Here is a 21,160-nt window from a genome sequence, read left to right on the forward strand (position 1 = left end):
CCCACAAGGAGACTTCATGCGACTTCGGACACGAGGCTCGGGCGCCCGGGGCGGCAGACGCACCGCCGCCTTCGCCGCCCTGCTCGCCCTGGCGCTCGCCGCGCCGCTCACCTCGATGGACGCCTCCGCCGACAGTGCCGCCAAGGCGGCCCCCTCCGCGGACGACGTCCGGCAGTACGAGATCCACCAGCACACGACTCCCGTGACCCGGACGGCCATCCAGGAGACCGGGGTCACGGTGGACGAGGCCGACGAGGAGACCGTGGTGGTCTCCGGCCGGGCCGACCAGATCAAGAAGCTGCGCCGACTCGGCTACGAGGTCCAGCCGTTGGGCACCGCCCCGGACCGGCTGGCCGAGGACGAGATGCGGCTGTACGACTTCCCGTCGGCCGACTCGCGCTATCACAACTACGCGGAGATGACGAGCGCGATCAACTCCGCGGTCTCGGCCCACCCGGACATCGTGAGCCAGCGCGTGATCGGCACGTCCTACCAGGGCCGGAACATCGTCGCCCTCAAGATCAGCGACAACGTGGCGACCGACGAGTCCGAGCCCGAGGTGCTCTTCACGCACCACCAGCACGCGCGCGAGCACCTCACCGTCGAGATGGCGCTCTATCTGCTCGACCAGCTGACCTCGGGCTACGGCACCGACTCACGCGTGACCAACCTGGTCAACAACCGTGAGATCTGGATCGTGCCGGACCTCAACCCCGACGGCGGCGAGTACGACGTGGCCACCGGCTCGTACCGCTCCTGGCGCAAGAACCGGCAGCCCAACTCCGGTTCCTCGTACGTCGGTACGGACCTCAACCGCAACTGGAACTACCGGTGGGGCTGCTGCGGCGGCTCGTCCGGATCGACGTCCTCGGAGACGTACCGCGGGTCGGCCGCCGAGTCGGCTCCCGAGGTCAAGGTCGTCGCGAACTTCGTGCGCAGCCGTGTGGTCGGCGGAGTGCAGCAGATCAAGGCCGGCATCGACTTCCACACCTACAGCGAGCTGGTGCTGTGGCCGTTCGGGTACACGACGGCCGACACCGCCACCGGCATGACGACGGACGACCGGAACGCGTTCGCCACGGTCGGGCAGAAGATGGCCGCCAGCAACGGCTACACACCGGAGCAGTCCAGCGACCTGTACATCACCGACGGGTCGATCGACGACTGGCTGTGGGGCAACCAGAAGATCTTCGCCTACACCTTCGAGATGTATCCGACGTCCAGTTCCCAGGGCGGGTTCTATCCTCCCGACGAGGTGATCGCTCGGGAGACCGCCAGGAACCGGGACGCCGTGTTGCAGCTGCTGGAGAACGCGGACTGCATGTACCGGTCCATCGGGAAGGAAGCCCAGTACTGCAGCTAGCTAGTCGGACTCCTCGAAGTACGCGTCGAGGACAGCGTCCAGCTGTTCTTCCCACTCCTTGAAGTCCGTCCTGGCCGCCGCCTCGATCTCGATCGGGTACCAGCGGCGGTCAGGGGTGTGGACCGTGATCGTGAATCGCTTGCCGAAGCGGGGGGACTCCGTCTCGACCGCGCCGATCTCGTCCCAGCCGAACTCGCACCGCTCCTCGTCGAGGCTCAGGCGTACGCCCTTCGCGTCGGCGACGATCCTGGCGCGGCGGTCGGCGGCCTCGAAGACGGGGCCGTCGTCCGCCGCGTCCTCGTCCGCCTCGGCCTCCTCCGCCTCTTCGGCCGCCTCCGGTTCCTCGGGGGCGGCCTCGTCCTGTGCGAGGGGCTCCTCGGCGTCCTCCGGCTTGGCGTCCTCGGGCTCGCCGGACACGGGTGAGGTCAGCCCGGGGATGAAGGCCGGGTCGAATCCGGCGCCCTCCAGGGGCTTGCTGCTCGAACCTATGCGCTGCTCCACGGTCGGAAGTATGGCGGACAAAGCTGTGCCGTGGGGCGGCGGGGGCGGATGAGGCCCCAAGAGCTGTCGCGGTCGGCCGCCGCCCAGGCTTGCAAGAATCCGCAGAAACTTTCATCAACTTCTTGCAGGCGCTGTCGATCACTGTTTAACTCAGGCCCTGTTGACCGCAGTTGACGGCCAGCCGGTTGTCCAACCGGCCGATTCGAGGAGTGTCGTGACGGCGCAGATATCCGTCGCCGAACCCGGGGTCCGAAGCGATGACAGCGGTTTCTCCCTCCGCGCCCCGGACGGGACCTCGTACCGCGTCGATCTCACCCGCGAGGTGCTCGCACCCGCGAATCCGCTGCTGGCGGAGTACTGCGAGGGGCGCCGGGTGGCGGCCTTCGTGAGTCCGACCGTCGACCGGCTGTACGGCGGGCGGCTGCGCGCCTATCTGAAGGCGCGGCTCGCTCCGGGCAGTTGGAGCGTGCAGGTGCTCGGCGGTGGCGAGGACCGCAAGACCATGGGGACGGTCGAGGAGATCTGCTCGCTGGCCAAGCGCGCGGGGCTTGACCGGCGCGGGGTGATGCTCGCCGTCGGCGGCGGGGTCACCTGCGATCTCGTCGGGTTCGCCGCGGCGATCTACAGCCGGGGCGTGCGCTACATCAAGGTCAACACCACCCTGGTCGGACAGGTGGACGTGGGTGTCGGGGTCAAGACCGGCGTCAACGCGCTGGGGACCAAGAACATGCTCGGCGCCTATCACCCGGCACACGCTTCTCTCAACGACCCTGGTTTTCTACGGACCTTGGGAGCGCGGGACATCCGGTGCGGGCTCGGTGAGATCGCCAAGATGGCCATCATCAAGGACGCCTGGCTGTTCCGGACGCTGGAGGAGTGTCCGGAGATCTTTCAGCGGCCCTATCCCACGCCTTCCTTTCTCACGACGGCCGGGCTGGGCGGGGACGGGGTCGAGGACTATGTGTTGCGTACCTCGATGGAGCTGATGATGGCGGAGCTCTGTCCCAACCTGCGTGAACACGATCTGGCTCGGTTGGTCGACTTCGGCCATACGTTCGGGCCCGTGATGGAGACGGCCAGCGAGTACCGGATCGCGCACGGGGAGTCCGTTGCCGTCGACATGGCTCTGTCCACTGAGCTGGCTCGGGTGCTCGGGCTGATCTCCGCGGTGGAGTGTGAGCGGATCGTCACGCTGATCGGTGCGCTGGGGCTGCCTGTTCATGACGCGGCCACCTGTACGCCTGAGTTGATGCGGAATGCGTTGACGGCGTCCTGGGAGCGGCGGGGGCGGCGGTTGCATCTTGTGGTGCCGGACGGGGTGGGGTCTGCGGTTTTCGTGGATGACCTGGATGACATTCCGGCGGGGGCGTTGGAGGAGGCGTTGCGTCGGCTTGCGGGGCGTGTGCCGGTCGCTGTCGCGTAGGCGTTTGTTCTTCGGCTGCGGGTTCGTTGTGGCTGGTCGCGCAGTTCCCCGCGCCCCTGAAGGGGCGCTATCCCAAACGTTCTTGGAGTCGTGCCGCTATGAGTCATGCCCATTTGGTCAGCAATCTGCATGAAGGGCTGCTGCGTGAAGTGACCGGGGATCACGGTGGCCTCGGGACGATCCTCGCGCACCGTGCCTACCGGGCCGAAGGCGCCCGCGGCCCCGTCGCCTTCGTCGATCTCGTCGTGCTGCCGCCGCACACCTCCATCGGGCTGCATCGGCACGCAGATGACGAGGAGACGTACGTGATCCTCTCCGGGCGGGGGCGGATGACTCTGGACGGGGAGGAGTTCGACGTCCGGGAGGGCGATGTCATTCCCAACCGCGCTCATGGGGAGCACGGGTTGGCCAATGACTCGGACGGGGAGTTGCGGCTGCTCGTCTTCGAGGTCGGGCCGTTGGGTGATGCAGGCGACGCCCGATGACCGGGCGCTTGCAGAAGGAACTGCTCGATCGAGAGGCCGCGCTGCTCGCGCCCGGCGCCTCCGAGGAGTCCGCGCTGGGGCGGCGCGTGTTCGTGGAGGGCCGTGGCGCGGTTCTCACCGATCTCGACGGCAACCAGTACATCGACCTGGCCGCCGGCACCCTCACCCAGTCCCTGGGCCACTGCCATCCGGAGGTCGTGGCGGCGCTGACCGAGCAGGCGGGACGGCTGTGGAACGTGCACGACTTCGCCACCGCCGACCGTGCCGCCCTGTGCGAGCTGCTCGCCGAGCTGCTGCCGGAGGAGCTGGACACCTACGCCTTCTTCTCCACCGGCGCCGAGGTCGTGGAGGCCGCGCTGCGGGCCGTGCAGGCCGTCGCCGAGCCCGGGCGGAACCGGATCGGGGCGTTGCGGTACGGGTTCCACGGCAAGACGCAGGGGGCCAGGATGCTGGTCCACTGGGACATCGGGCATCAGGCGCTGTCCGGCAACAGCGTGCTGGGCTACTCGCCGTACTGCTACCGCTGTCCGCTGGAGCTGGAGTACCCCTCGTGCGGGGTGCGCTGCGCGTCGCTGGTGCGCAAGCACATCGCGACGAAGCCGAACGTCTCGGCGCTGGTCTTCGAGCCGGTGCTGGGCGCCGCCGGGGTGATCGTGCCGCCGGCCGGCTACTGGGAGCAGATCGCCGACAGCTGCCGGGAGAACGGGGTGCTGCTCGTCGCCGACGAGGTGCTCACCGGCGGCGGCCGCACCGGGACCTTCCTGGCGAGCGAGCGGTTCGGTGTCGAGCCGGACCTGGTGGCGCTGTCGAAGGGGCTGGCCTCGGGGTTCCCGTTCGCGGCGCTGGCCGGGCGGTCCTCGGTACTGCGGCATCCGGAGGCGTCCCGGGCGGGGTCGACTGCCTCGACCTACGCCAACAATCCGCTCGGGATCGCCGCGGCCAAGGCCACGCTGGAGGTCGTACGGCGAGATGTGCTGCTCGGGCGGGTGGCCGAGCTGGGGGCCCTGCTCGATGAGCGGCTCGGCGAACTGCAGGCCAAGTACGAGGTGTTGGGCGAGGTGCGAGGGCTCGGGCTGCTGCACGGGCTGGAGTTCGTGCGGGATCGGGAGTCGCGGACGCCCGCACCCGAGGTCGCCCAGGCCGTGTACCGGCACGCCCTGGATCTCGGGCTGAGGACCGCTATCGGCGGTCATGTGCTGCGGCTGGCACCGCCGTTCACCATCGACCGGGCGCTGCTGGAGGAGGGCGTCACGCTGCTCGACCGGGCGCTGGAACTCGCCACGGGGGACGCGCGGTGATCGTCGCGGAGAACCTCGTCAAGGAGTTCAGGGTCGCCGAGCGCAAACCGGGCCTGGTCGGCAGTCTCAGCACCCTGTTCAGCCGGGAGCACCGGGTCGTACGGGCCGTGTCGGGGGTGTCCTTCGAGATTCCGGCCGGGACCAGGGCCGCGTACATCGGGGCGAACGGCGCCGGGAAGTCGACCACCGTCAAGATGCTCACCGGCATCATGACGCCGACCTCGGGCCGGGCGCTGGTGGCGGGGCTCGAGCCGTACCGGGAGCGGCGGCGCAACGCCGCCCACATCGGGGTCGTGTTCGGGCAGCGCAGCCAGTTGTGGTGGGACCTGCCGGTGCCGGACTCGTTCCGCATCCTGCGGCGCATCCATGAGATCCCGGACGCCGTCTACCGGCGCAACATGGCCCTGTTCCAGGAGCTGCTCGACCTCGACGCCCTCGGCAACACTCCGGTGCGGCAGCTCAGTCTCGGGCAGCGGATGCGGGCTGAGGTCGCCGCGTGTCTCGTGCACGACCCCAAGGTGGTCTTCCTGGACGAGCCGACCGTGGGCCTCGACCTGGTGCTGAAGGAGGCCGTGCGGAAGCTGGTGAACCACGTCAACGCCGAGTTCGGCACGACCGTGCTGCTCACCAGCCATGACATGGGTGACATCAGCGCCATCTGCGACCAGGTGCTGGTCGTCAACCACGGGGAGGTCGTGCACCGCGGGACGATGCACGAGCTGCTGCGCACCGCCGACACCCGGGCGGTCCTCTTCGAGCACCACGGGGGCCCGGAGCAGGCGACCGAGCTCATCGAGAAGGGGCTCGCCGGGGCGACCGCCCAGGTCGTCGACGGCGGGCGGATCAAGGTCGAGTACCCGGTCGCCTGCTGGACCGCCCGCCAGGTGATGGGCTTCCTCCTCGACCACTTCGACGTCACCGACTGCGTCGCCCCCGAACCCGACCTGGAGATGGTGCTGCGCCGCATCTACGCCGGGCAGGGGCACAAGGGCCAGAGCCGGGTGGTGGCGTGAAGCGTTACGCCACCTTCGCGGGCGCCGGGCTCCAGGCCCTCCTCCAGTACCGGTCGACGTTCCTGATCAGCGCGGTCACCGCGACCACCGCGGTCGGGGTGCAGGTCTTCCTGTGGCGGGCGGTCTACGCGGGGCGGGACTCGGGGGTCCTGGGCGGCTTCGACCTGCCCACCCTGACGACCTACGTCCTGCTCGCCCAGATCCTCGGACTCGTGCAGGCCAACCGGGTCGACGAGGAGGTCTCCGGGGAGGTCCAGCGCGGGGACATCGCGGTGTCGCTGGTGCGTCCGGTGAGCTATCCCCTCGCCCGGTTCGCGGCGGGGCTGCCGGTCTCGCTGACCAACGCCGTCCTGGTCGCCGTACCCGTGCTGCTGCTGTACGCCGTGCTGCTGCCGCTCACCACCCCCACCGCCACCGGTGTGCTGCTGTTCGGCTGCTCGGCGGCGCTGTCACTGGTCATCGGCTTCGGCGTGAACCTGCTGGTCGGGCTCGCCGGGTTCGTCACCACCAACATCTGGGGCGTGCGGGTCGTCAAGGACACCGTCGTCGCCTTCTTCGCCGGGCAGGTCGTGCCGCTCGCGCTGATGCCGGGGCCGCTGGCCGGCGTCGCCCATGTGCTGCCCTTCCAGGGCATGGTCGACGGTCCGCTGCGGCTGCTGCTGGGGCGCTACGACGGCCTGCTCGACGCCGCCGGGATCCTCGGCGTGCAGCTGTTCTGGGCGGTGGCGCTCAGCGGGCTCGCGGCGGTGGCGTGGCGTGGGGCCGTGCGGCGGGTGGAGGTGCTCGGCGGATGAGGGCCCTGACCGTCGTGACGCGGTACGCCCGTCTCACCTGGCATCTCAGTGCCGTCAGCGTGCACCGGCTGACCGAGTACCGGATGGACTTCCTGCTCGGGGCCGGCGGGCTGCTGCTGCGGGTGGTGTGCCAGGTCGCGGTGATCGGCATGGTGTTCCGGCAGGTGCCCGAGATCGCGGGCTGGCGGTACCACGAGGTGCTGTTCCTGCTCGGCTTCTCGCTGCTGCCGCGCGGCCTGGACCGGATGTTCACCGACCAGCTGTGGATCATGGCCAGGAAGCTGGTGCAGAACGGCGAGTTCTTCCGCTATCTCATCCGGCCGGTGCATCCCCTGTTCTCGCTGTTGTCCGAGCGCTTCCTCTACCCGGACGGCTTCGGCGAGCTCCTCACCGGCGCCGCGCTCACCTGGTACGCCGCCGCCCACCTCGAACTCGACCTGGGCACGGGCGAGTTGCTGCTCGCGCCGCTGCTGGTGCTGTGCGGCACGCTGATCCTCGCGTCGATCAAGACGCTGTTCGCGTCCCTCGCCTTCTGGACCACGAACAGCTTCCCGGCCCTGTACGCGGCCAACCAGCTGGGCGACTTCTCCGGCTACCCCCTCGACCTCTACCACCCGTCCCTGCGGTGGCTGCTGACCTGGCTGCTGCCCTACGCCTTCACCGCCTACGTCCCCGCGACCTACCTCCTGTTCGGGCGCACGGCGATGCTGCCGTGGCTGTTCGTGGTGACCGCGGGCCTGGTGACGCTCGCCCTGGCCGTCTGGCACCGGGGCGTCGACCGTTACGAGATGACCGGGAGCTGACCCATGGACACCCTGTTGCCCGGCGCCCCCGCGCCCGCGACCGTCGACCTGCTGCGCGCGGCCCCCTGGATGGACGAGACCGGCCGGCACGGCGGCGGCTTCGAGCTGTACGACCAGGCCGTCCTCGGCGAGGTGCGGCTGCTGCTCGTCGGGACGGCCGAGCCGGGCGGAAGCCGCTGGTTCGTGCCCGTCCTGGACGCCGACCCCGGGCGCCATGCCGCCGGTACCGCCGCGTTCGACCGGGCGGTGACCGGCGCGCTGCGGGCGGGGCTGCGGCTGCCGACCGGGCGCGGCAACGTCATCGAGTTCCGCGGTACGCCGGCCGACTACCGCGGGCCGCTGCCCTTCGACCCCGGCTGGTGCTCCAACGCCCTGTCCCTCGTCGACCTCGGCGGCACCGCCCACGCCCACAAGAGCTACCGGCGTCTGGGCACCGGCAACCGGGAGGCCGAGCTGCTGCGTCTGATGGCGGACGGCGGGCGCACCCAGCGGCCGGTCGGCGACTACACGTACGTGGACACGGCGACGGGGGCGCGGGAGCCGCTGGGCGTGCTGTACCGGTACGCCGAGGGCGAGGGGCTCAATGTGCCGTTGCGGGCCGGGATACGGGCGTTGTGGCCGCTGCTGGGGACCGGCGGTGTCGATGTCTCGGGTGCCGTGGAGACCTCGCAGAAGGATCTCGTCGCCCCCCTGCGCGCCACCGGCGTCTTCCTGCGCGGCTTCCATCGGGAGCTGGCCGAACGGCTGGGCCCGCACCCGGAGTTCCCGGTCGCGGGCGCCCTCGACGAGGCGACGGGGCGGCTCGCCGCGCTCACCCCGCTGATCCTCGCCGACACCCGCTACCCGGTGCCGGTGCGGGAGGCCGCAGCGGCCGGGCTCGCCCGTGAGCTGGCCCGCGTGGCCGAGCTGCCGTCCCGGCCGTGGCCCGCCGGTCCCTGCCACGGCGATCTGCATCTGTCCCACGTACTGCGCCGTGAAAACCCCGACGGCGGGTGGGAGTTGTGCGTCATCGACCTGTCCACCCCGCGCGCCGACCCGGCCGACCCACAGACCGCGCAGTCGCCGTGGCAGGACCTGGCCGCCCTCACCCGCGGTCTGGAGATCTTCACCGCCGACGAGTTCTCCGACCACGCCGCCGACGTCCTCGGCATGGACCCGGAGGACACCTGCCGTACCGCGCTGCTCCAGGCGGCGCGGGTCGCCCCGGACACCCCCGGCTGGACCGGCGAACGCCTCGCGGGGCTGGGCCGGCTGAGGGTGGCGGCCGGGCTGTGGGCCGCGCGGGTCGGCGGCCTGCTGGCCGACCTGGGCCCGGACCGGGACGGCCACCCGGCCTGGCGGCTGTTCCGGCTGCGCCGGCTGATCCACGAGCTCGAGTACGCCTACGCCCACGACCGCGCCTACCACGCGGCGATCAACCTGCGGCACGCCGTGGAGGCCAGTGGTCTCCCGGCCGCCGGGTGAGGACCCACACCCGTGCATGTCATAGAGACCTACTTCGAGTGCGGCGGCTTCGACCACCGCTTCCTCCAGGGCGGCATCTCCGTCTACCTGTGGAACCTCTCCAAGGCCTTCGCCGAGGAGGGCCACCGGGTCAGCGTCATCACCCCGGCGCACGGCCGAACGGCCGAGCTGCGGGCCTCGTACGACCTGGAAACCCTCGACTACGAGGACACGTACGAACTCCCGCTGGTCCTCGATCCGGACACCTGGGGCGAGCGCTTCCCGGCGGAGGTGAGCGTCCCGCTCACCACGACCGCGCACCGGCTCCGCCTGGACGGCGTCGACCTGTACTTCCTCTCCAACCGGATGCTGGACGAACTCCCCGACCGCTTCTACCCGCCGTACGACAGCAAGGGCCGGGACCTGGTCTTCTTCAAGCCGCTCGCCCACCAGGTCGACACCGTGCGGTTCGTGCGGTCCTGGTTCGGCGGCGAGAAGGCGCTCGTGCACGCCCACGAGCCGTACTACCACTACCTGGTGCCGGCCGCGTTCCGCGACGACCCGTCGAAGCTGGTCGTCGGGACCGTGCAGAGCAACATGCCGATCACCAAGAAGGTGTACCGGCCGAAGGTGGAACGCCTGCTGGAATTCCTGGACGCGCCCCTGACCCTGCCCGCCGACGATCCGGCCGAGTCGCCTGCTCCCGTGCTCAGCGCCTACCAGCAACGCACCCATCTGCACTACGAGTACGGCCCGGGGCACATCGGCGTGTACGACCTGGTCGCCGACCACGCCGACCTCGTCGACTTCCTCTCCCCCGGGCATCTGGAGTTCTACACCGCGTTCGCCGACACGCCCTTCGAGGAGCTGTTCCGGCGGCTGCCGGTGTACGACACCGTGCGGCGCAACGCGCACAAGAGCTTCGTCGGCGGGTGCGCGATCGGTGACCGCTGGACGGCGGCCGAGCGCCCCGCCGTGGACCGGGCCGCGGTCCTCGGCCGGCTCGGCCTCGACCCGGACCTGCCCACCTTCTTCCACAACGCCCGGTACGCCGTGAACCACAAGGGCCAGCTGGAGCTGTTCCGGGCCGTCGACCGCGTCCTCGGCGAGGGCCTGGCCGCCAACTTCGTACTGCGCTGCCTCAGCGACGGCGGCATCGACGACCCGTACGTCCGTGAGGTCGTCGAACGCCACAAGGACCGCGTCCATCTGGAGTGCGAGCGGGTCGAGGAGGAGCGGATCGTCGCCTACGCGGCCTCCTCCGACTTCTGTCTCTTCCCGTCCAAGTTCGAGATGGACACGTTCCTGATCGCCCAGGGCGAGGCCATGGCCGTGGGCGCGGTGCCGATCGCCACCGCCCAGCTCGGCATGGCCCACTTCGGCCATGTCACCGACCCGCTGACCAGCCCGGACGCCACGGGCTTCGCCGTCAACCGCTCCTTCGCCGAGGACGACTCGCTGCTCGTCGACGCACTGGCCCGACGCATCCAGGAGGCGGCGGCGCTGTTGCGGGAGCGGCCGGAGGACTACGCGAGGCTGAGCGCCAACTCGGTCCGTAACGCCCGGCGGTTCACCTGGTCACAGACCGCCCGGCAGCACCTGGACGCCTTCGCCGCCCTGTGGAAGGGCGAGCGCCCGACGCCCGATGTCGAACTCCTGCTGCGGTACGGCTGGTTCGACCTGCTGTCCGACGAGGACTACGGCCGCCATGCCGACGCCGTCGCCACGGCCGCCGCGCGGTACGGCGACGCCGAGGTGTACGCACGCTGCCGTCCCCTGGACCCCGAGGTCCGCCGGGCGCTGTTCGAAGCCGCCTGGGCGCGCGCCGACTTCGCCCGCTGCGCCCGTGCGGCGGGCGACGACCCGGAGCTGCGGGCCCGCCTCGACGGGCGTCGCTCGATCGAGGACGGGCGGTTGGTCTACCGCCTGCCGCACGCCGCCCGCGTGGAGCTGGTCGCCCTCGCGGCGGCCGGTGCCGGGGCGGGGCGTCGGCAGCCGGTGGTCCACCGGCTGACCGCGCACGGGACCGGCGAGTTCACCGCCCGCCTGGACGAACTACCGACCACTGGAGGGGAATTGAACCTGCTGCTGACCTTGGCCGACGGCCGCTCCGCGTGGGACGTGGTGCGCCATGGCTGACGGGGTGCGCGCCGCGCTGCTCGCGGGCGGTGAGGGCCGCCGGATGGGACCGCTGGGGCACGGCCGGCTCAAGCCGCTGGTGCCGTTCGGGGGTTCCTGCCGGCTGATCGACTTCTCGCTCGCCAACGCCGAGGCGTCCGGGTTCGACGAGGTGCTGCTGCTGTCCCAGTACGAGGAACGGCAGCTGATGGACGACCTGTACCGCGTCTGGTGGCGGCCCGGGTTCCGGGTGCACTTCGGGCCGTACGACCGCTCCTACCGCGAAGGCACCGGGTACCGTCCGCCGCCCCCGGGCGGCACACCCGAGCGGGGGACCGCCGACGCGCTGATCCGCAAGGCGCCTCATCTGTTCGGGCCCGGCACCTCCGAGGTGCTGGTGCTGCACGCGGACCATGTCTACCGCTTCGACTACGGGCCGCTGATCGCCGCGCACCGGCGCTCCGGGGCCGCGCTGACCGTGGCCTACCAGCGGATCGAGCGGCGCTACGTCCATCTGTTCGGGATGGTCGAGTTCGACGCGTCCGGGAGCCTCACCGCGTTCGTGGAGAAGCCGGCCGAGCCGACCAGCGACCTGGTCTTCGCCGCGTTCTGCGTCTTCGACGCCGCCCGGCTCCACCACTATCTGGAGAAGCTGGACGGCACCGACTGGCAGCACGACATCAGCCGGGACGTCATCCCGGCGATGCTGGCGGGCGGTGAGCGGATCCTCGGGCACGAGGTGCCGGGGCACTGGGAGGACATCGGCACGGTCGACCGCTATCACCGGGCGCATCTGGCGCTGGTCGACGCGGCGCCGTCCCTGGGGTTGGCCCAACTGCCGCGCACGGTACGGCCGGAGGTGCGGCGTGAGGTGGTGGTGTCCGCGCCCGGCGTGGACCGCAGCCTGGTGCCGGGCGACCTCGTCAACGAGGGGGTGCTGGAGCAGAGCGTCGCCTTTCCCGGCGTCCGGGTCGGGGCGGGGGCGCGGGTGAGCCGGAGTGTGCTGCTGCCGGGGGCGGTGGTGCCCGCGGGGGCCGAGATCGACTCGGCGGTCGTGCTGGAGGACGGGACCGTGCAGTCCGTCGCGTCGCGGACGGGAGCGGCCCGTGTCTGAGCACGCCTGCACGGTGGTCGACCTCGGCGGCACCACCCTGCGCACCGCCCGCTACGACCTGGCCACCGGCGCCCTGTCCGACGTCCGCCGCACCCCCACCGAGGGCCTGGCCCGCCACCCCGGCGCGCCCGTGCCGCTGCTTCAGGAGCGGGTGACCGAGCAGCTCACCGGGCTGTGCCGGGAGGCCCTGGCGCGGCACGGCGGCCGGGCGGTCGCAGTGGCCTTCGCGGGGCCCGTGACCGCCGACGGCCGGGTGATGGCCGCGCCCACCGTGTGGGGCGGGCGCGGGGAGCCGCTGCCGGTGCGGGAGACGCTGGAGGAGCGGCTCGGGGTGCCGGTGGTCGTCGTCAACGATCTGACGGCCGCCGCCTGGCGCTATGTGCACGGCCCCGACGAGCCGCCGTTCTGTCTGATCACGGTGAGCTCCGGGATCGGCAGCAAGGTGTACCGGGCGGGCGAGGTGCTCCTCGACGCCGAGGGCCACGGCGGTGAGCTGGGCCACTGGACCTGCGACCGCTCCCCGCAGGCGCTGGTCTGCGACTGCGGCGGCCGGGGCCACCTCGGTGGCATCGCCTCAGGCCGGGGCGCCCTCGCCTCCGCGCGCCGCGCCGCCCACGCCGACCCCGACGGCTACGCCCGCTCGGCGCTCGCGGCGACCGCCCCCGACCCGGAACTCCTGGACAACCCGGCGCTGGTGGCCGCGGTGCGCACGGGGGACGCCTTCGCGACGGACGTCCTGCGCACCGGCCTCACCCATCTGGCCTCGGCGATCATCTCGGTGTTCACCTCCATCGGGGTTCGCCGCTATCTGCTGATGGGCGGCTTCGCCCTCGCCGTCGGGCCGCGCTATGTCGAGCTGCTCACCGAGGAGTTGGAACGCCTCGGCTGCTTCGGTCTGTCCGGTGCCGAGGTCCGCCGGATGGTGTCTCTCGCCGCCCCGGACGACGACCACGGTCTGATCGGGGCGGGGCGGCTGCTGGCGGCGCGGGGGGCGGTGGCGGTCGTATGAGCACCACCACGCTGATCGTGGGCAGCGGCTTCGTCGGACGGGCCGTCGCCGCCCGCCTGGCCGCCGAGGGCGGCACCCCCGTGCTGGCCTCACGCCGGCTGCCCACCGGGTCCGACGCGGCCTGGGTACGGCTCGACGCGGCCGACGCGGAGGCCTGCGCGCGGGTCGTCGACGCGGTGCGGCCCGACCAGCTCGTCCTGGTGCACGGCCCGTCCGACGTGACCTGGTGCGAGGCAGAACCCGAGCGGGCCACCGCGCTGCACACCGCCGCGGCGGCCCATCTCACCCGGGCCGCACAGGGGCGTCGTACGGTCTTCATCTCCACCGACAACGTCTTCGACGGCAGCCGCCCCGACAACGACGAGTCCACCGCGACCGCTCCCGCGAACGCCTACGGGCGGGCCAAGCTGGCCGCCGAGCGGATCGTCCGGGAGGCCGCGGACACGACCGTGCTGCGGGTGAGCCTGGTCTACGGCTGGGAGCCCGCCGAGTCGGTGAAGTGGCTGAACTTCTTCGCCTCCTGCGCCCATAGGCTCAGCAGCGGGGAGCGGGTGGAGGCGCCGGACGACCAGTGGACGACGCCGGTCCTCGTCGACGACGTCGCCGCCGTGACCGCCGCCGCCCTCACCCCCGGCACGCCCGGGCTGCTGCATCTCGGCGGGCCCGACCGGGTCTCGCGGGCCGAGTGGGCGGAGGCCGTCGCCGACGGGCTCGGCGTGCCGCGCTCCCGGGTCGTGCGGGTGCCCAAGGCGCACGGCCGGTACGCCAGCCGTCCCACCCACACCTGTCTGACCAGCACTCTCCTGGACGACGTCCTGCGTCCGCACGGCCTGCGGGTGCGCGGGGTCGCCGAGGGCGTACGCGACCTGCTGGAGGCCGCGAAGTGATCGATGTGATGGAGGAGGCGGGTCCGTGATCCGTACCGTCCGCTCCCGCGAGGTCTACCGCAACCCGTGGATGACCGTCCGCGAGGACGACGTCCAACGGCCGGACGGCAGCCCGGGGTTGTACGGCGTCGTCGACAAGCCGGACTTCGCGCTGGTGATCCCCCGGGACGCAGACGGCGGGTTCCATCTCGTGGAGCAGTACCGCTACCCGGTCGCCGGCCGCTACTGGGAGTTCCCGCAGGGCTCCTGGCCCGCCGGGCACGAGGGCGAGGCCCCGCTCGACCTGGCCCGCGCCGAACTCCGCGAGGAGACGGGGCTGCGGGCCGACCGGATGACGTACCTGGGCCGGATGCATGTCGCCTACGGGTACGCCAGCCAGGGCTGCCACGTCTTCCTCGCCGAGGAGCTGACCGAGGGCGCCCCGGAGCGGGAGGCGACCGAGGCCGACATGCGGCAGCGCCGGGTGGCGCCGGACGAGTGGCGGGCCCTGATCCGCGGGGGCCGCGTCACGGACGCGGCGACGCTCGCGGCGTACACGCTGCTCGGGCTGCATCTGGGAGGGGCCGGGTGAGCGCGCGGTACGCCGTCGTCGCCACCGACCTCGACGGCACCCTGCTCCGCGGTGACCTCACCGTCTCCGCGCGCACCCAGGGGGCCCTCGCGCGGGCCGGTGCCGCCGGTGCCCGCCATCTGGTCGTCACCGGGCGCCCTGCCGCGGGCTGCCGGAGCCTGCTCGCGCCCCTCGGCTACGAGGGGCTCGCGATCTGCGGGCAGGGCGCCCAGTTGTACGACGTCGGCGCCGACCGCCTGCTCTCCTCGGCGACCCTCGACCGCACTCTGGTACGGGAGTTGGTGTGGCGCATCTCGGAGGCGGCGGGCCCGTTGGCGCTCGGGGTCGTCACGGCGGGGCTCGCCGGGGAGTTCCTGGTCACGCCGGGGTTCGGGGAGCGGGTGCGGCACGGCTGGCGGCTGGTCGAGGACCCGGAGGGGCTGTGGACGCGGCCCGTGGAGAAGGTCCTCATCCGCAGCCGCCTGCTGGACGACGACCGGCTGGCCGGGCTCGCGGTACGGGTCGGCGCCGGGCGGATCGAGGTCACCCACTCCGGTGAGGGCATGGTCGAGCTGCTGCCGGCCGGGGTGACCAAGGCGAGCGGGCTCGCCGAGGCCGCTCGCCTGCTCGGTTTCCGCGCCGCGGACACCGTCGCCTTCGGCGACATGCCCAACGACATCCCGATGCTCACCTGGGCCGGGCATGGCGTCGCCATGGGCAACGCCCACCCCGGACTACGCCACCACGCCGACGAGATCGCCCCGACGAACGAGGAGGACGGGGTGGCGGCGGTGCTGGAGCGGTTGTTCCCAACTTGCTGAAACTTTCTGCAAATTCTTGCCAGTCGTGCACACGGCTGCTTGACTCACCAACCCTTGGCCCCCGAGAGGAACGAGCCGACCCCATGAGCACCGAGACCGAGACCGACGTCCTCGTCCTGGGCGGCGCGGGCGTGGACACCGTCGTCCATGTCCCGGAGCTGCCGCTCCCGTACGCCGACAGCTACATGATCAGGCCGGGCATCGTGACCCGCGGCGGCCAGAGCGGCGACTTCTTCGCGCTCGGCACGCACTCCCTGGGGCTGCGCACCCACCACATCGACCTGCTCGGCGACGACCCCGAGGGCGACCTGGTCCGGGCACTGCACCGGGACCGGGGCATCGGCCTCACCGAGGTGCCGTCCGCCGCGGGCACCAAGCGCGCGGTCAACCTGGTCGACCCGGACGGCCGGCGGCTGTCGCTGTACGACGACACCCGCAGCCAGGAGTCGGACCGGCTGCCCGAGGACACCCTGCGCGCCCTGGCCGCCGGCAGCCGGCACGCGCATGTGGTGATCACCTACCCGTGCTCGTACGCGCTGCCGGTGCTGCGCGAGTCCGGGGTCAGCATCTCGACGGACCTGCACAACTGGGACGGCGCGAACCCGTACCACGAGCCGTTCGCGCTCGGCGCCGACCTGGTCTTCCTGTCCACGACCGCGCTGGCCGACCCGGAGGCCACCATGCGGGACATCGTGGCGCGCGGCCGGGCCCGGATCGTCGTCGCCACCGCCGGGGCCGAGGGCGCGTATCTGCTGGTCGACGGCGAGATCACGCACGTGCCCGTGGTGGAGCCGCCGGCGCCCGTGGTCGACTCCAACGGCGCCGGTGACGCCTTCGCCGCCGCGTTCCTGCTGGGCTGGCTGGACGGCGCCGACCCGCTGCGCTGCGCCCGGTACGGGGCGATCGCGGGCGCCCACGCCTGCACGGTGCCCTCGACGCGGGCCGACGCGATCGGACGCGAGGAACTCCTCGCGCGGGTCGCGGAGTTGGACGCCGCCGGGGTGCGGGGGTGACCGGGTTCCACCACGACGTCCTGGTCCTCGGCGGCGGGGTGGCGGGCTGTGTGCTCGCCGCCCGGCTGAGCGAGGACCCGGACCGCACGGTCTGCCTGGTGGAGGCGGGCCCCGACCACGGCCCGGACCCCGAGGCCTGGCCGCGCACCCTGCGGGACGCCCGCGCCCTGCCCCGCGACCACGTCTGGGAGCGCGGGGTCGCCGTCCACCGGCTGCGCGCCCGCGTCCTCGGCGGCTCGTCCTGCGTCAACGGCTGCTGGCACACCTGGGGTTCGGCCGCCGACCACGCGGAGTGGACCCGGGCCGGCGGTCCCCGCTGGTCGGCGGCGGGCATGGCCCCGTACCGGGACCGGGCCACGGCCCGGATGCGGCTGCGGGACGTGCCGGACGGGGAGTTCAGCGTATGGGCCCGCGCGGCCCTGCAAGGCGCCCGCGAACTCGGCCACGACGCCGTCGACATGGGCGCTCCCGGCCCGCCCGGACGCGGCACGCCCCTGCTCAACGCGCTCGACGGGCTGCGCTGGAACGCCGCCTTCGGCTATCTCGGCCCGGCCCGCTCCCGCGCCAACCTCACCGTCCTGGGCGACGCGACCGCGGACCGGCTGGTGCTGCGCGGCGGCGCGGTGGTGGGCGCCGAGGTCGTCGTCGCCGGGCGGCGCGAGACGCTCACCGCGGACACGTACGTCGTCGCCTGCGGCACCTTCGGCTCCGCCGGGCTGCTGCTGCGCAGCGGCGTCGGGCCGGCCGACGAACTGCGGGCGCTGGGCATCCGGGCCGAGGTCGACCTGCCCGGCGTCGGCGCCAACCTCTCCGACCAGCCGGGGGTGTTCCTCCCCCTGACCCCCACGCCCGGCCTCAACGCGGCGCTGGCCGCGCAGGACGAGAAGGGCGAGCTCTACGTCAGCCGGATGCTGGTCCGGGCCGCCAGCACGCACTGTCCGCCGGGCGGCTGGGACCTGCACCTCCTGCCCTCCGCCGGAGATCCGCTGTTCGGCACGCTGCCGCCGGGCGAGTACGAGGCCGGCATCGCCGCGTTCGTGATGAAGCCCGCCTCGCGCGGCCGGGTCCGGCTCCGCTCGGCCGACCCCGCGGCCCCCCTCGACATCGACCCCGGGTTCCTCACCGACCCGGACGGCCACGACCTCGCCGTACTCCGGGAGGGCCTGGAGATGGCCGAACGGCTCGCGGCGACGCCACCGCTCGCGGCCCTGGCGGACCGCCCGGCCTCGCACCGGCCGGCCGACGACGAGCTGCGCGCCCGGCTCGGCGCCTACTGGCATCCCGTGGGCACCTGCGCGATGGGCCCCGACGACGACCCGCTCGCCGTCACCGACGGGGTGGGCCGGGTGCGAGGTGTGGCCAACCTCCGGATCGCCGACGCCTCCGTCCTGCCGACGGTGCCCGCCGCCAACACCCAGCTGCCGGTGCTCGCCACGGCCGAGCTGCTGGCCGACGCACTCAAGGAGGGGGACGCCCGATGACCGCGAGCGCGGTGAACGCCCCCGAGACCCGGCTGATCTACGGTTGCATGGGACTCGGCGGCGCGTGGGACCGTACGCCCCACACCCCCGAGGACGTCGACCGGGCGCAGGCCGCCGTCGAGGCGGCTCTGGGGTGCGGGATCACCGTCTTCGACCACGCGGACATCTACCGGTTCGGGAAGTCCGAGGCGGTGTTCGGGGAGGTGCTGGCCCGGACGCCCGGACTGCGGGAGCGGATCACGCTCCAGACCAAGTGCGGGATCAGGCTCGCCGAAGGAGACCGGCCGGGGCGGTACGACCTGCGGGCCGACTCGGTCGTCCGGCGCGTCGAGGAGAGCCTCGCCCGGCTGCGCACCGACGTCGTCGACACGCTGCTGCTCCACCGCCCCGACCCGCTGACCGGCCCCGACGAGATCGCGGGCGCCCTGCACGAACTGCACCGGCGGGGCCTGGTCCGCCGCTTCGGGGTCTCCAACATGAGCGCGGCCCAGATCGCCCACCTCCAGGCCCGCCTCGAACTGCCGCTCACCGTCAACCAGTTGGAGATGAGCCTGGCCCGGCGCGACTGGGTCGAGGCCGGTGTCCTGCTCAACACCTCCGCAGCCACCGCCAACGGCTTCCCCGAGGGCACGGTCGAGCACTGCGTCGACCAGGGCATCCAGCTCCAGGCCTGGGGCGCGCTGGCCCGAGGCCGCTACACCGGCGACGATCCCCGCCCCACCGACTCCCCCGCCACCCGGCTGCTGCGCCGGCTGGCCCGCGCCAAGGGCACCACCCCCGAGACGGTCCTGCTGTGGTGGCTCGCCCGCCACCCGGCCGGGGTCGTCCCGGTCATCGGCACCAGCCGGCCCGACCGCATCCGCGCCTGCCGCGACGCGGCCCTGCACGCACCCGACCTCACCCACGAGGAGTGGTACGAGCTGTGGATCGCGGCCCGCGAGACCCCGCTGCCCTGACCCAGGAACCGTTCGCATCCACCCTCCCCCGCCGTACCTACCGACGGAGAACCCACACGTGACCGCGAGCACCACCGCCACCACCGCCCTGCCCACGGACCGGGCGCAGATCACCTCGGCCCGCTTCTACATCACCTTCCGCTGCAACTCGCTCTGCGGCTACTGCAACGTCTGGCAGGACGACAAGTTCAAGGGCTACGAGGAACTCACCCTGGACAAGGCCCACCAGATCCTCGACGAGCTGTACGAACTGGGCGTGCGCTACGTCGACTTCACCGGCGGCGAGCCCGTGCTGCACCCGCACATCGACGGCATCGTGCAGTACGCCAAGTCGCTCGGCATGGCCGTGGAGATCACCAGCAACGGCATCCGGTTCGCCAAGCACATCGACGCGATCGTCCCGTACGTCGACACCATGAACGTCTCCCTGGACACCCTCCGCGCGGACCGCTACCGGCAGATCCGCGGGGTGCCCACCCTGGACCGCGCGCTCGACGTCATCGAGAAGGTCATCGCCACCGGCACCGGCAACCTCAAGCTGATCTGCGTGGTCACCCGGGAGAACGTCGACGAGATACCGGACCTGCTGCGCTTCGCCCACGACAACCGGATCACCGTCTACTTCTCCGGCATGTTCGAGTACTTCGACGAACAGGACACCGTCCGTGACACCAACCGGACCGCCCGCAAGCTGAAGCTCCCGCTGATCGAGCAGAACGGGAAGCCGCTCGCGGACGCCGTGCCCGCGGGCCGCTCGGACCGGATGGACGAGTCGGAGCCGACCGACGGCCCGATCTCCGCCCGGCTGATGCGGCTGCTGTACCAGCCGTTCGCGCTGATCAACCTGCACTTCCGCAAGTACATGGAGACCCTCGATCCCACCGCGCCGACCGACTGCTACGCCAACAAGCGCATCCTCACCGTCGGCCCGGACGGCCGCCTGGTGCTGCCCTGCTACCACGCCTTCGACAACTCGGTCGAGTGGGACCGCCCGTTGCGCGAGCTGGTGCAGGACCCGGAGTTCCTCAGGGTGCGGGACGAGGAGGTGGGCCAGCGCTCGGAGTGCCGCAGCTGCACCGTCTTCCCCTACATCGGGCTGTCGTTCAGCCACCGCTTCGACAAGGTCTTCCTCTACCAGGCGCTGTCCGAGGAGATCGCCAAGATCAAGACACGGTTCGCCGACCCGCTGCACCCGCGCCTCACCCTCGACCACGACACACTGCTGAAGCGGTACGCGGAGGTGGAGGAGCTGATCGACCACGCCCTGCCCACGCCCCGGCCGTCACGCTCCGCCGACCACTTCTACGCCTTCGAGCCCACCGGAGCGGGCGACTTCCGCACCGACCTCACCAGGGGCGCACTGAGCCTCGCCGAGCTCCTCGGGGACTACACCCACGGCGAGTGCTGGGGCATCCAGCGCTCCCCGCACACCTGGATGCGCCTGGTCTACCGCGACCTGGTGCCGGCCCTGCGGGAGCTGCTCCCCGACGAGGCGTACACGGCGGTCGTGGGGGAGCTGTACGGGGTCCAACTGGCCTGGTGGCAGCTGTACCTGGCGCGCTACTACCGGGGCGCCGAGGAGACCGACCGGGCGGTGGGCGAGGAGCTCCTCGCCGGGTTCCTGTCCCGCACCGCGGCCCTGCTCCCCGACGCCCCCGCGGCCGGCCACGTCCGCGAGGTGCTGCTCCACGCGGGCTGTGTCCTGGGCCTGCCGCCCGAGACCCTCACCCCCCTGGCCGTCCGCACCCCCTTCCCGGAAGCCGACCTGATCGCCAAGCACCTGCTGCTGATCGCCTCGGACGCCGACCTTCCCCGCTACGCCGACCTGTTGCCGGACGATTCGGCGGAGCCCCTGCGCCGGGTGGTCCTCGGCGCCCCGACCTCCGAGGACCACCCGCCCCTGGACGCCGAGTCCGCCCGACTCCTCGGCCACGGTCCCGCGTCCACCCCGGACGAGCTGATCGCCGCCGTGACCGCGCTCGCCCCGGAACACCGCACCGCCCTCGCGGAACGCCTCCTCACCCACGAACTGCGCGACCCGGGCGCGATCCGGCGCCGGGGAACGGAGTTGAGGGAACGGAGTTGAGG

19 protein-coding genes are annotated in these 21,160 nt (G+C 72.2%); 18 read left to right on the plus strand and 1 reads right to left on the minus strand.

Going from position 1 to position 21,160, the window contains the following annotated elements; all coding sequences use genetic code 11:
- The first annotated feature begins 16 nt into the window (after positions 1 to 16).
- Positions 17 to 1,363, plus strand: coding sequence for a M14 family metallopeptidase (locus tag ACIHIX_RS02400; protein WP_399948852.1), 1,347 nt, complete (start codon positions 17 to 19; stop codon positions 1,361 to 1,363).
- On the opposite strand, the gene ACIHIX_RS02405 is transcribed toward ACIHIX_RS02400, so the two are convergent.
- Positions 1,364 to 1,864 carry a hypothetical protein gene (locus ACIHIX_RS02405; RefSeq protein WP_399948854.1) on the minus strand — a complete coding sequence of 167 codons (501 nt, stop codon included), beginning with the start codon at positions 1,862 to 1,864 and terminating at the stop codon, positions 1,364 to 1,366.
- A gap of 214 nt (positions 1,865 to 2,078) precedes the next feature.
- Here ACIHIX_RS02405 and ACIHIX_RS02410 point away from each other — a divergent pair, with 214 nt between their 5' ends.
- The 17 genes from ACIHIX_RS02410 to ACIHIX_RS02490 all read left to right on the plus strand — a co-directional run bounded on the left by ACIHIX_RS02410 (position 2,079) and on the right by ACIHIX_RS02490 (position 21,158).
- Positions 2,079 to 3,287, plus strand: a complete 1,209-nt coding sequence (locus ACIHIX_RS02410) for a sedoheptulose 7-phosphate cyclase (RefSeq protein WP_399948856.1) — start codon at positions 2,079 to 2,081, stop codon at positions 3,285 to 3,287.
- 98 nt (positions 3,288 to 3,385) lie between these two features.
- Positions 3,386 to 3,772, plus strand: a complete 387-nt coding sequence (locus tag ACIHIX_RS02415) for a cupin domain-containing protein (RefSeq protein ID WP_399948858.1) — start codon at positions 3,386 to 3,388, stop codon at positions 3,770 to 3,772.
- A complete protein-coding gene (locus ACIHIX_RS02420) occupies positions 3,769 to 5,070 on the plus strand; it encodes an aspartate aminotransferase family protein (RefSeq protein ID WP_399948860.1) in 1,302 nt (433 codons plus the stop codon). The genes ACIHIX_RS02415 and ACIHIX_RS02420 overlap by 4 nt, the downstream gene beginning before the upstream one ends.
- Positions 5,067 to 6,083 (plus strand): ATP-binding cassette domain-containing protein, encoded by a 1,017-nt coding sequence (locus ACIHIX_RS02425; protein ID WP_399948862.1) that lies wholly within the window; start codon positions 5,067 to 5,069, stop codon positions 6,081 to 6,083. The genes ACIHIX_RS02420 and ACIHIX_RS02425 overlap by 4 nt, the downstream gene beginning before the upstream one ends.
- Positions 6,080 to 6,877: an ABC transporter permease gene (locus ACIHIX_RS02430; RefSeq protein WP_399948864.1), complete on the plus strand. Its 798-nt coding sequence runs from the start codon at positions 6,080 to 6,082 to the stop codon at positions 6,875 to 6,877. Before ACIHIX_RS02425 ends, ACIHIX_RS02430 begins: the two co-directional genes overlap by 4 nt.
- Positions 6,874 to 7,680 carry an ABC transporter permease gene (locus ACIHIX_RS02435; RefSeq protein ID WP_399948865.1) on the plus strand — a complete coding sequence of 269 codons (807 nt, stop codon included), beginning with the start codon at positions 6,874 to 6,876 and terminating at the stop codon, positions 7,678 to 7,680. The genes ACIHIX_RS02430 and ACIHIX_RS02435 overlap by 4 nt, the downstream gene beginning before the upstream one ends.
- Before the next feature lie 3 nt (positions 7,681 to 7,683).
- The gene (locus ACIHIX_RS02440; protein WP_399948867.1) at positions 7,684 to 9,144 is read left to right on the plus strand and encodes a phosphotransferase; all 1,461 of its coding nucleotides are present in this window, start codon (positions 7,684 to 7,686) and stop codon (positions 9,142 to 9,144) included.
- A gap of 12 nt (positions 9,145 to 9,156) precedes the next feature.
- A complete protein-coding gene (locus tag ACIHIX_RS02445) occupies positions 9,157 to 11,262 on the plus strand; it encodes a glycosyltransferase (protein ID WP_399948869.1) in 2,106 nt (701 codons plus the stop codon).
- Positions 11,255 to 12,355, plus strand: coding sequence for a sugar phosphate nucleotidyltransferase (locus ACIHIX_RS02450; RefSeq protein WP_399948871.1), 1,101 nt, complete (start codon positions 11,255 to 11,257; stop codon positions 12,353 to 12,355). The genes ACIHIX_RS02445 and ACIHIX_RS02450 overlap by 8 nt, the downstream gene beginning before the upstream one ends.
- Positions 12,348 to 13,364, plus strand: a complete 1,017-nt coding sequence (locus ACIHIX_RS02455; protein WP_399948873.1) for an ROK family protein — start codon at positions 12,348 to 12,350, stop codon at positions 13,362 to 13,364. Before ACIHIX_RS02450 ends, ACIHIX_RS02455 begins: the two co-directional genes overlap by 8 nt.
- Positions 13,361 to 14,251, plus strand: coding sequence for an SDR family oxidoreductase (locus ACIHIX_RS02460; RefSeq protein ID WP_399948875.1), 891 nt, complete (start codon positions 13,361 to 13,363; stop codon positions 14,249 to 14,251). Before ACIHIX_RS02455 ends, ACIHIX_RS02460 begins: the two co-directional genes overlap by 4 nt.
- Before the next feature lie 25 nt (positions 14,252 to 14,276).
- Entirely contained in the window at positions 14,277 to 14,822 is a 546-nt protein-coding gene (locus ACIHIX_RS02465) for an NUDIX domain-containing protein (protein WP_399948877.1), read from the plus strand.
- On the plus strand, positions 14,819 to 15,622 hold the full coding sequence (locus ACIHIX_RS02470; protein ID WP_399948879.1) for an HAD family hydrolase: 804 nt from the start codon (positions 14,819 to 14,821) through the stop codon (positions 15,620 to 15,622). The genes ACIHIX_RS02465 and ACIHIX_RS02470 overlap by 4 nt, the downstream gene beginning before the upstream one ends.
- Positions 15,623 to 15,705: 83 nt before the next feature.
- The gene (locus ACIHIX_RS02475; protein WP_399948880.1) at positions 15,706 to 16,635 is read left to right on the plus strand and encodes a PfkB family carbohydrate kinase; all 930 of its coding nucleotides are present in this window, start codon (positions 15,706 to 15,708) and stop codon (positions 16,633 to 16,635) included.
- Positions 16,632 to 18,116: a GMC family oxidoreductase gene (locus ACIHIX_RS02480; protein ID WP_399948882.1), complete on the plus strand. Its 1,485-nt coding sequence runs from the start codon at positions 16,632 to 16,634 to the stop codon at positions 18,114 to 18,116. Before ACIHIX_RS02475 ends, ACIHIX_RS02480 begins: the two co-directional genes overlap by 4 nt.
- Complete coding sequence (locus ACIHIX_RS02485; protein WP_399948883.1) at positions 18,113 to 19,072, plus strand: aldo/keto reductase family oxidoreductase; 960 nt, start codon at positions 18,113 to 18,115, stop codon at positions 19,070 to 19,072. Before ACIHIX_RS02480 ends, ACIHIX_RS02485 begins: the two co-directional genes overlap by 4 nt.
- Before the next feature lie 58 nt (positions 19,073 to 19,130).
- Entirely contained in the window at positions 19,131 to 21,158 is a 2,028-nt protein-coding gene (locus tag ACIHIX_RS02490) for a radical SAM protein (protein WP_399948885.1), read from the plus strand.
- The last annotated feature ends 2 nt before the right edge of the window (positions 21,159 to 21,160 follow it).

The sequence above is a fragment of the Streptomyces sp. NPDC051913 genome (genome assembly GCF_044593635.1).
Lineage (GTDB): Bacteria > Actinomycetota > Actinomycetes > Streptomycetales > Streptomycetaceae > Streptomyces.